This window comes from Eudoraea sp. (genome assembly GCF_049665975.1).
Lineage (GTDB): Bacteria > Bacteroidota > Bacteroidia > Flavobacteriales > Flavobacteriaceae > Eudoraea.
In genome coordinates this window covers 1-9,763 of record NZ_JBATGR010000408.1, presented here as the reverse complement: position 1 = coordinate 9,763, position 9,763 = coordinate 1, and the positions used below count along the sequence as shown (strand labels likewise).

The 9,763-nt window shown below is 35.3% G+C and carries 11 protein-coding genes and 1 tRNA gene; 6 read left to right on the top strand and 6 right to left on the bottom strand.

All coding sequences use genetic code 11. The features are described 5' to 3' along the window. Positions 1-128: 128 nt before the first annotated feature. From WBN20_RS13600 to WBN20_RS13590, 3 genes are all read right to left on the bottom strand, one after another. On the bottom strand, positions 129-965 hold the full coding sequence (locus tag WBN20_RS13600; protein WP_424272748.1) for a universal stress protein: 837 nt from the start codon (positions 963-965) through the stop codon (positions 129-131). A gap of 24 nt (positions 966-989) precedes the next feature. Beyond that, complete coding sequence (hpf, locus tag WBN20_RS13595; protein ID WP_424272747.1) at positions 990-1,289, bottom strand: ribosome hibernation-promoting factor, HPF/YfiA family; 300 nt, start codon at positions 1,287-1,289, stop codon at positions 990-992. A 166-nt stretch (positions 1,290-1,455) separates the two neighbouring features. Beyond that, a complete protein-coding gene (locus tag WBN20_RS13590) occupies positions 1,456-1,887 on the bottom strand; it encodes a doxx family protein (RefSeq protein WP_424272746.1) in 432 nt (143 codons plus the stop codon). A gap of 371 nt (positions 1,888-2,258) precedes the next feature. Here WBN20_RS13590 and WBN20_RS13585 point away from each other — a divergent pair, with 371 nt between their 5' ends. Genes WBN20_RS13585 through WBN20_RS13570 form a run of 4 tightly spaced genes read left to right on the top strand, consistent with a single transcriptional unit; the run spans position 2,259 to position 6,053 of the window. Then, positions 2,259-2,969, top strand: a complete 711-nt coding sequence (locus WBN20_RS13585; protein ID WP_424282081.1) for a LytR/AlgR family response regulator transcription factor — start codon at positions 2,259-2,261, stop codon at positions 2,967-2,969. Between the two features lie 37 nt (positions 2,970-3,006). Next, positions 3,007-4,107: an efflux RND transporter periplasmic adaptor subunit gene (locus WBN20_RS13580; protein ID WP_424282080.1), complete on the top strand. Its 1,101-nt coding sequence runs from the start codon at positions 3,007-3,009 to the stop codon at positions 4,105-4,107. Next, positions 4,107-5,369 carry an ABC transporter permease gene (locus WBN20_RS13575; protein WP_424282079.1) on the top strand — a complete coding sequence of 421 codons (1,263 nt, stop codon included), beginning with the start codon at positions 4,107-4,109 and terminating at the stop codon, positions 5,367-5,369. Before WBN20_RS13580 ends, WBN20_RS13575 begins: the two co-directional genes overlap by 1 nt. A 9-nt stretch (positions 5,370-5,378) precedes the next feature. After that, the gene (locus tag WBN20_RS13570; RefSeq protein WP_424282078.1) at positions 5,379-6,053 is read left to right on the top strand and encodes an ABC transporter ATP-binding protein; all 675 of its coding nucleotides are present in this window, start codon (positions 5,379-5,381) and stop codon (positions 6,051-6,053) included. 24 nt (positions 6,054-6,077) lie between these two features. Here WBN20_RS13570 and WBN20_RS13565 read toward each other — a convergent pair whose 3' ends face one another. Then, the gene (locus tag WBN20_RS13565; RefSeq protein ID WP_424273970.1) at positions 6,078-6,911 is read right to left on the bottom strand and encodes a universal stress protein; all 834 of its coding nucleotides are present in this window, start codon (positions 6,909-6,911) and stop codon (positions 6,078-6,080) included. 147 nt (positions 6,912-7,058) lie between these two features. On the opposite strand from WBN20_RS13565, the gene WBN20_RS13560 reads away from it, so the two are divergent. Continuing rightward, positions 7,059-7,508, top strand: coding sequence for a hypothetical protein (locus WBN20_RS13560; protein WP_424273761.1), 450 nt, complete (start codon positions 7,059-7,061; stop codon positions 7,506-7,508). 134 nt (positions 7,509-7,642) lie between these two features. Further along, positions 7,643-7,726 (top strand) — tRNA-Leu (locus WBN20_RS13555). Positions 7,727-7,783: 57 nt separating this feature from the next. On the opposite strand, the gene WBN20_RS13550 is transcribed toward WBN20_RS13555, so the two are convergent. Further along, the gene (locus WBN20_RS13550; RefSeq protein WP_424273760.1) at positions 7,784-8,500 is read right to left on the bottom strand and encodes a 3-keto-disaccharide hydrolase; all 717 of its coding nucleotides are present in this window, start codon (positions 8,498-8,500) and stop codon (positions 7,784-7,786) included. Between the two features lie 11 nt (positions 8,501-8,511). Next, a partial coding sequence (locus WBN20_RS13545; RefSeq protein ID WP_424282077.1) for a Gfo/Idh/MocA family protein occupies positions 8,512-9,763 on the bottom strand: 1,252 nt, incomplete at its 5' end.

Genomic DNA, 9,763 nt, shown 5'->3' with positions numbered 1-9,763 from the left:
TGATTAACCACTATTATTCCCTCCGATACAGCTTCGGAAAGTAAATGGAAAATATTAATATTCTTATCAAAAACATGCATCCTTTAAGATTAGGAATGAATATTCCGAAAGCAAAATGTAAGCTTTGACTAAACCTTAAAAGTAATCACAGGTAAATTTGCGTGATTCACCACATCTTCACCAATGCTTCCTTTAAAAAAATGTGCTATTCCGCTTCTTCCATGGGTAGGAATCGCTATTAAATCGGCCTGTATATCATTCGCATGATTAAATATGCCTCTCTCAATCGAATAATCTGAGACATAAATCATTTCGGTATTAGAGGGAACAGCACCATTATGAGCAACTTTAAGAAAAAATTCTGCTTTCTTTTTAATCTCTCCTGTGCTCATGAATTCTTCATTAGGTAAATTAACATATACCAGATGAAGCTTAAGGTCCCAATTCTCAAAAAGAGCCCTTGCACTATGGTATGCTTTTATACTCTCTACCCGAAGATCACAGGCATAAACAACTAATTTAGGAGTAAACAAAGGAGATGGCTCTTTTATTACCAAAACAGGAATATCAGAGGAACGCACTACTTTTTCAGTATTGGACCCTACAAAAATCTCACTAACCCCACTTGCCCCATGTGAGCCCATAATTATCAGGTCAATGTTGTTTTCTTTGGCTACCTCATTTATTTCACTAAAGATCTTATAGTTTTGAACCATTTCGGTAACCTTAACACCTTTTAAAAAAGGTTTATTTAAAAAAGTTTCGTAACGTTTTTTTGCCAATTTCATATAAAAATGAGCCTCTGCAGCTTCATCAGATTCACTTTTCGTTAAATAGGCTTCTGAAAGACCCATCATGTGAAGTACAATAATCTCTGCACCAGAATCCTTTGCCAGTTTAGCAGCGACTTCAAGTGCATATCCTGCATGTTCCGAAAAATCTACCGGGACTAATATTTTTTTCATAATTGTTTAATTAAATTTTCCTATTCAATACTTTTTAAAGATTTCCTTTCTCTTTCTGAGCTGGTTTTCCAATTCCTTTATTGTAGTGGCGGCCGCCTTTTCAAAATTATCCTGATTAGATTTAGCAAATAATCTGGGACCAGGTGCACTTAATCGTATTTCACATATTTTGCCTAAACCAGATGGGTCATTTTCTAGTTTAAAAAAGACATCCGCTTTAATGATCCAATCATATTTATTTGCCAATTTTTCCAATTTAGAAGTAATAATAGCAGTCATTGATTCGCTGGTTGGCATTTGAACATATTGAATATTTATTGTCATAATAATACTATTTAGAGTTTGTAATAAAGATCGTACGGAGTATAATGGTAAACTATGACATTTATCATTGTTGATTGAAGTCTGGTTATAATTATTCCATTATACTATCCTCTAATTTAGAGATACTAATTAACCTGGCCAAAAACAATAAGAGCGCAGGTTAAAACTAAAGTTTATTAGTGTCTTTAAGCAAGACAATTAGGACTCCAAGAATGATTACATTTTTAACTATGTATTGACCTAAAAGGCTAAGGCCAAAAGGAGTCGCAGAGAATACAAGATCGGGAAAATACAAAATTGGCAAGAAAGTCAGGATAATATGGATCAAAGCCAGTTTCAAAGCAAATTTTTGAAAAATATTTCCAATTAACAGCAACCCAATTATGGTTTCCCAAATTGCAAGCAGGAGTACTGATAGCTCAGGGGACAGAAATCCATGTGTCAACCGGTCTATTGTGGCTTTTGCAAGGTCCTCAGCCGGACTTACACCAGCAAAAAATTTTAGCAGCCCAAACCATAGATACACAATACCGATAGTTACCGAAATTAAATTTATTTTTTTATCCCTGCTTATTAAACGAGTTAGTAGTTCCTTCATTTTTTCAAAAAAGCTAAACTAAGTATCCCAATTCAGCTAGAAAGTGACAAATGTCATTTTTCTCTAATTCTTTTTCATTTATTATGCTCATTTTGCCGTTACCCAGGATTTTGCCACCTAATGCATTAAATAGTATTGCTCTTAGTTTATAATTGAATAAAAGAAGAGGAAATTAAAAAACAAGTAAAGCCTATTTGATAATCTTTAACAAGTCTTAATCCTAAAAGCATTTTTTCCAGACCAGAAGAATAGCATTTGTAATAATGATTAAAATCATTTGTGTTAATTAACAATGCACGTAGTTTTGTTTGTCAATAGATAATCATCAGAGATCATAGAATTTTCCCGGATAACTATCTTTATAAATTGTTATGAGAGATTCGCCCTTAAGAACATTAGTTGTAGAAAACTCAAAAGTACAATGTAATATCATAGCCCGGTTTGTGAGGAATCATGATCATCTTAACCTGGTGGCAACGAGCAGTAATGCCATAGACGCTAATAGAATCCTTAAAAACCATAAAATAGATTTAATTCTTCTCGACATTGAGATGCCTTGTATTGATGGTTTCAGTCTTCTGGAATCTATGGATCAGAAAATAGAGGTCATAATAATATCCGGTAATTCGGATTATGCCCTAAAGGCCTTTGACTATGATGTAACTGATTTTTTATTAAAACCCCTAAATAATGATCGTTTTGAAAATGCTGTAAAAAAAGTGCTCAAAAAACAATCCTACAAAGGAAATATAATTGACGAAGACATAGAATTTTTGATTGTGCGGAGTAATATGAAAAACAAGAGTATTAATATTAAAGAAATTAAATGGGTGGAGGCTTTAGGTGATTATATAAAGATAATCACTGATAAAGAAAAAGTTATTGCTTTGAGTACTATGAAATCAATCTCGGACAAGCTACCTAAAGATAGATTTCTTAGGATTCATAGATCATATATTGTAAATTTAAACAAGGTTGAAAAATTCGGTTGTAAAACTGTGGAGATAGATGAACATCAAATACCCATGAGCAGAAAGCAAAAACCTAAACTTGAATTTCTTTTGGAAAAAGTTAATAGTTAGCAAGTTAATTAAGATCCAACAACTCAACATAAGCTTAATGAGATACATTCCTTTTACATGTAGATTTTTTTTTAGCTTAATTATATTTTCTGTCTTTTTAGGATGTGATGATGGCCCGGAAAAAATATTGCCTTTAAAAGCAACCATTACAGAATCTGTATATTCCTCGGTAACCATTCAGCCTGATAGCCTTTATCAGGTATATGCAGCTGTAGGAGGTATTCTCGATAAAACTTTTGTTGACGAAGGCGATTCGGTTTCAAAAGGCGCCCCCATAGCCCAAATCATTAACAATACTCCTAAATTAAACACTGAAAATGCAAAACTAAATCTTGAATTAGCAAGAGATAATTACAGTGGTAGCAATGCTATCATAAGAGCGTTAATTGATGAATTAAATGCAGCGGAACTTAAGTATAAAAATGATTCTGTAAATTTTACAAGGCAGAAAAATCTCTGGGATCAAAATATAGGATCCCAGGTAGAATACGAAAATCGAAAACTGGCATATGAATTATCAGGCAATAATTTGGTTTTACTAAAAGGCAATTTTGAAAGAACAAAGTCAGAATTAAAAACAAAACTAAAGCAGGCGGAGAATAATTACCAAACCGCTTTGATTGCTACCGAAGATTTTACAGTACAAAGTAAAATCAACGGAAAACTTTATGCGCTTTACAAAAATCAGGGCGAAATAATTAATACGATGGAACCTATTGCGGCTATAGGAAGTGCAGATGATTTTGTAATTGAAATGTTAGTTGACGAAGTTGATATTGTTAAGCTGAAAATTGGTCAAACCGCTTTAATTACTCTTGATGCTTATGGGTCAGAAGTATATTCTGCAATCGTTAACAAAATTTATCCGAGAAAGGATGAACGATCTCAGACTTTCAAAATTGAAGCTTTATTCATAGATACTCCGGAAGTACTTTATCCCGGATTGGCAGGAGAGGGCAATATTATTGTTTCTCAAAAAGAAAATGCTCTGACCATTCCTAAGGCATATCTTATAGGCGAAAACCAAGTGAAGACCGAAATGGGAATTATAGAAATAGTTACAGGGATACAAGATATGGAACGTATAGAAGTTCGATCTGGTCTGGATGCTGAAACCTATCTATTAAAGCCAGAATAATGACAAATTGGAAAGTCATACTAGGTATTGCCAAAACACATTTGTTAACCAAGATGAAGTCTACCGTAACGGCATCGTTGGGAGTTACTTTTGGCATTGGGGCCTATATTACATTGGTAAGTTTTATGACGGGTTTGAATGGAATGTTAGACGATCTTGTTCTTAACCAGACCCCACATATCCATATGTATAATGAAATTGAACCTTCCGCGGAACAGCCAATTTCTTTATATGAAAAATTTGACGGTGGCTTAAATGTTATACACTCCATCAGGCCAAAACAAAGCCAGCTGAAAATACATAATGCCCTTCCGATATTACATTATTTAAAAGATCAGGAAAATGTAAAAGGTGCAACACCTCAACTTCGTGCCCAGATATTTTATTTATCGGGCTCTATTGAATTAGGTGGTAACCTTGTGGGTGTAGATATTATGGAGGAAGTGCGCTTATCAAATATTAAGGATAATATTGTTGAAGGTAGCCCGGAGGCACTCAGAAATACAGACAATGGTATTTTACTGGGATCCGGTCTTGCTAAAAAAATGTCACTGAACGTTGGGAACCGAATACAAATAAGTACTGTTAAAGGCACTGTTTTTCCTTTAAAGATAGTTGGTATCTATCAGAGCGGTATTGCGGAAATAGACAATGTTCAAAGTTTTGCAAATCTTAAAACTGTACAGAAAATACAAGGAGAAGCCGAAAATTATGTTACAGATATCAATATAAAACTCTATGACATCGCAAAAGCAGTACCCATGGCCAGGCAGTTAGAAAAACAGTTTAAAATTAAAGCAACTGACATAAATGAAGCAAATGCTCAATTCGAAACTGGAAGTAATATTCGAAATATAATAACCTACGCCGTTTCAATAACCCTGCTCATTGTGGCGGGTTTTGGAATTTATAATATTCTTAATATGCTTATTTATGAAAAAATGAAAGACATAGCTATTCTCAAGGCAACTGGGTTTTCGGGGAAGGATGTTCAACTTATTTTTATGAGTCAGGCCATGATAATTGGGGTTGCAGGAGGAATTATTGGGTTGATAATAGGCTTTTTTTTATCCAGAGTAATTGATAATATACCTTTCGAAACCCAAGCACTACCAACAATTAGTACATTCCCGGTAAATTATAACCCAGGCTATTATGTTATTGGAATTGTATTTGCCCTGATATCTACATTTATTGCCGGATACTTACCTTCCAATAAAGCAAGAAAAATAGATCCTGTGCGTATAATTCGAGGAACCTAATTAACGATTATGGGAACGGTACTGGAAACCAAAACAATTAATAAGCATTTTAGAAAACCCGTAGATTTTCATGTCCTAAAAGATATTAGTTTTAACGTCAAAGAAGGAGAGTTTGCCTCTATTATGGGTAAATCGGGTTCTGGAAAATCCACCCTGCTTTATATCCTCTCCACCATGGACACAGACTATGAAGGTGAGTTATTTATAAATGAAGAACTCATAACCGGAAAACCGAATAAGGAATTGTCGCAAATTAGGAACAGGCATATAGGTTTTGTATTTCAATTTCACTATCTGCTGTCAGAATTCAGTGTCCTGGAGAATGTGATGCTTCCCTCTAAAAAACTGGCAGTCAAAACCTATGAAGAAATTGAACACGATGCAATGGAAAAATTAAATATGCTGAATATTGGACATTTGGCTAAAAAAAGAGCTTCACGGGTTTCTGGTGGAGAAAAACAACGCGTGGCTATTGCAAGAGCACTTATAAATAATCCCGATATTTTAATGGGCGATGAACCAACGGGTAATCTTGACAGTTATAATGCTGAAAATGTTTTCCAAATATTTAAGAGGTTAAAGGAAGAGGAAGGACTTTCTTTATTGGTCGTTACACATGATTTAGATTTTGCAAATCGTACAGATCGGATCATAGAAATGGAAGATGGCACAATTATTAACTGAATCTTAAATTGCTAAGTCCTGACTTTAGGAATTATAGCAAAGTATTGGAATAGTGACTAAGGTCTCCATTTTTTTTATAATATCTTTATTAAAAATAGAAGCAAAGAGACTCTTATTTTCTCTTTCCAGCATACTTAATATATCTGCATTCGTATCACTTATGTGTATCCTTAATCCCTGTTCAATACTATTGGCCAAAACCATGTGAAAACTAATGTTTTTATATGCTACCTGCACTTTCAATAATTCTTTAAACCATTCCATTTGTTGCATAGCGGCATATTCATCCATTGTAGGGATATGCACCACCTCTATTTCTGCATTGTAGCGTTCTGCTATTACAGCTAATTTTTCTATTGCAATGATATCAGAAGATTCAAAATCACTGGCATAAGCAATCTTTTTTACCTTTTTATAATTATGATGAGGAGGAATAATTAGTATTGGGCAAAGGTTTTTATCTATTAATTTATTCGCAATATTTCCACTAAAGAAACCTCGTGAAGAATGTTCATCTTTCATCCCAATGATTAGTAAATCAATATTAGCTTTACTTATTCTGTCTATAATTCCTTTGCTTATTGATGTATTTTCTGCAACCTCACATATTAATTGATTTTTACTTAAATTTTGATTTAGGTTTTTTCGGCAATAATCTTCCAGTAATTCTTTGTGCTCATTCATTGCCAGTTTTTCTAATTGTTCAGGCGACCTAATATTGGATGTTCTTACAGGCGGAATATCATATATGTGAAGTACAACCAGTTTGGCTTTTACAGTTTCGCTGAGATTCAAGGCATAGTTTAAAGTTGAGATCGAATTTTTGGTGCAATCCGTGGCATAAAGAATAGTGTCCATAACAATTCATTTAAATATTAAGTCAATTTACCTCATTTTAGATCTGCAAAACATGATTTTGGTCACAAAAGCTCTACATGACTTATATCATAAAAATTTGTCATGAACTAAACTACTTTTAAGTTCCAAACCAAAAGGAAATTTATCATGGATAACAGCAATAAATCAACTCAGCAAAATAAAATTGGAGAAGTAAACTGGCAAGAACTTTATATTCTTACAGATCATTGGAAGTCAGATCTGAACTTCTATAAAGACGATCTCAGGTTTTTACATCATTTAATAGATAAGTATATTATCTGGATTACAAAAGACGATAATCTTAACCTGGTAAAAAATATACAGAAAAACCTTTTTGAGATTCGGAATAAAAGTATGGACCTAATGAAGGAAGTAACCACACACCAAGGGAATTTGGGCCTTATGGTAGAAAATCCGGTTCAGAGCTCAAACCCGCAATTTATAGATGATCACGAAGATCTGGAAGATAAAATGTCAAAATTCGTAAAACTGTTTAGGTCCAATCGAAAAGAAGTATTTAGCATAACGGAATACATCATAGACAGCGAGGAATTACCAAATATTCTTAAAAACTAATCCAACGCAAACCTTTTTATTATATCCTTAGAAAACAGTTTTGATGATTGTTGATTTTTGATGCACGAAGTAAGCATGATTAATCATCAAATAGAAATACTTCGCTATATTTGCACCGCAATTTTAGTAAAAATGCCCACGTGGTGAAATTGGTATACACGCTACCTTGAGGGGGTAGTGTTCGAAAGGACGTGCTGGTTCGACTCCAGTCGTGGGCACAAAAAAACTGCTTCTGAAAAAACAGGAGCAGTTTTCGTTTTAATGGGTATTGATATTTACAATCGTTTTACCCGTACATTTCTGAACCATACGCCCGCTCCGTGGTCCTGCAGAGCCAAATAACCATCATTGGTTTTACCATAATCGGGATAATCATTCCATTTACCACTATTGCGTTTTTCTTTCCAGTCTTGGGAGTTCTTATCAAATTCGACAATTTTTTGACCATTGAGCCAATGCTCGGCCTTACCTTTATTAAAAATAATCTTACTGGTATTCCACTCCCCTACTGGTTTCAGGGTTTTGTTTTCATTGGCTATATGCATAGCATAATTGGCGCCGGTCTTTTGCCAATCCTCAATAGGTTCTTCAAAACCCACATCATCCAATAGCTGATATTCCGGTCCGGTTTCATAAGGTGAATGATAAATGGTATCCTCCACCACGTGATAAAAAGCACCGCTATTGCCACCTTTGGTTATCTTCCATTCAAAAGCAAATTCAAAGTTTTCATATGTTTCTGTACTAATAATATCCCCTCCTACATCTCCACCTTCTCCATAACATTCTATCACACCATCTTTAATTGACCAATTTGATGGAAGGGATTCCTGATTGTATCCCCTCCAGTCTGAAGGTTCCATGAGTTCAACCCATTCTGTGGTTACTATTTGAGCTTCTTTTGCAGTAGGTATTTCCACTGTTTTCTTCTCTGTATTCTTGCAGGCTCCAATTAAAAGGACCATACCAATAATCACTATACGCCGTTTCATAATCTTCAAATTTAAAGTAGTTTCATCCCAACAGGATCCCATTTTATAGCTTTGTCTAAAAAATAACTGTCGTTGCAAGCTAAAGCAGGGGCCGCCGCGCGATAACCAAATACTGCGTCTTCAGATACTGCTTTTCCCCCTCTGATAGCATTGAACCAATTGGAAAAATGATCATAGTGCGCTCCTTTATAACCTTCCTCTGCATCAAAAACAATTTCTTCCTGAGGAAGCATCTTTTTCCTGGAACCACCGCCCCCGGTTTGAGATGCCTTGGCCTGTAAAAATGGGTCACTGTCAAATTGCTCATTATTTCTTCTTAAAATCACTTTTCTCCATTGGACATCCATAGAGCCCTCACTACCTACTATTCTCAAATAGGTTGTGCCAGACGTGCCATCAACAAAATTGCATCGCAATGAAAGGTTAAAAGGAGGGTGTTCCTCACAATCAGGATAATCGAATACTCCCAGGAGAACATCGGGTACCTCCCTGCCATCTTTCCAATAACGCAATCCTCCCGATGAATAAATTTGATTTGGACCTTTTGAATTGGTAATAAAATGAAGGCTCGAAAAAAGATGAACAAAAAGGTCTCCGGACATCCCGGTGCCATAGTCTTTGTAGTTTCTCCATCTGAAAAAGCGCGTAGCATCGAAAGGTCTTTTATTGGTATTCATCAAAAAGGTATCCCAATCTACCGTTTTTGTGGAGGCATCCTCTGGGATATTGTATTGCCAGGCACCTGTAGGGCTTCTTCTGGCCCAAAACCCTTCTGCATAATTTATATCTCCAATTGCTCCCTGAGCCAATAATTCTTTGGCCTTTTCATTTCCAAGTGAGGACATTCCCTGACTACCCACCTGGAATACCATTCCCGTTTCCTTCTGAACTTTTATCACATCGGGGCCCTCATCTATAGAATGGACCATCGGTTTTTCACAATAAACATGTTTCCCTGCCCGCATAGCGTCAATTGAAATCTGTTTATGCCAATGATCAGGTGTACCAATAATAACGGCATCCACGTCTTTTCTGGACAATATTTCCTTATACTGTTTTGTTGTAAACAGGTCCTTACCCCATCTTTCCCTGGCTCTTTCGAGATGACCATCATATAGGTCACAAACAGCAACTAATTTTACACCATCGTGTTTTAAGGCTGTATTTGTATCCTCAGATCCCATACCCCCTGCACCTATAAGCGCGATTTGTATATTACTGTTCGCACTATATATTTTTCTGCTTAAATAAGAAATTTGAGGC

What these genes read in the sequence shown, in the direction of transcription:
- WBN20_RS13585 (WP_424282081.1), top strand. Translation starts at nt 2,259, where the DNA reads ATGAGAGATTCGCCCTTAAGAACATTAGTTGTAGAAAACTCAAAAGTA.
- hpf (WP_424272747.1), bottom strand. Translation starts at nt 1,289, where the DNA reads ATGACAATAAATATTCAATATGTTCAAATGCCAACCAGCGAATCAATG.
- WBN20_RS13590 (WP_424272746.1), bottom strand. Translation starts at nt 1,887, where the DNA reads ATGAAGGAACTACTAACTCGTTTAATAAGCAGGGATAAAAAAATAAAT.
- WBN20_RS13575 (WP_424282079.1), top strand. Translation starts at nt 4,107, where the DNA reads ATGACAAATTGGAAAGTCATACTAGGTATTGCCAAAACACATTTGTTA.
- WBN20_RS13570 (WP_424282078.1), top strand. Translation starts at nt 5,379, where the DNA reads ATGGGAACGGTACTGGAAACCAAAACAATTAATAAGCATTTTAGAAAA.
- WBN20_RS13550 (WP_424273760.1), bottom strand. Translation starts at nt 8,500, where the DNA reads ATGAAACGGCGTATAGTGATTATTGGTATGGTCCTTTTAATTGGAGCC.
- WBN20_RS13560 (WP_424273761.1), top strand. Translation starts at nt 7,059, where the DNA reads ATGGATAACAGCAATAAATCAACTCAGCAAAATAAAATTGGAGAAGTA.
- WBN20_RS13600 (WP_424272748.1), bottom strand. Translation starts at nt 965, where the DNA reads ATGAAAAAAATATTAGTCCCGGTAGATTTTTCGGAACATGCAGGATAT.
- WBN20_RS13565 (WP_424273970.1), bottom strand. Translation starts at nt 6,911, where the DNA reads ATGGACACTATTCTTTATGCCACGGATTGCACCAAAAATTCGATCTCA.
- WBN20_RS13580 (WP_424282080.1), top strand. Translation starts at nt 3,007, where the DNA reads ATGAGATACATTCCTTTTACATGTAGATTTTTTTTTAGCTTAATTATA.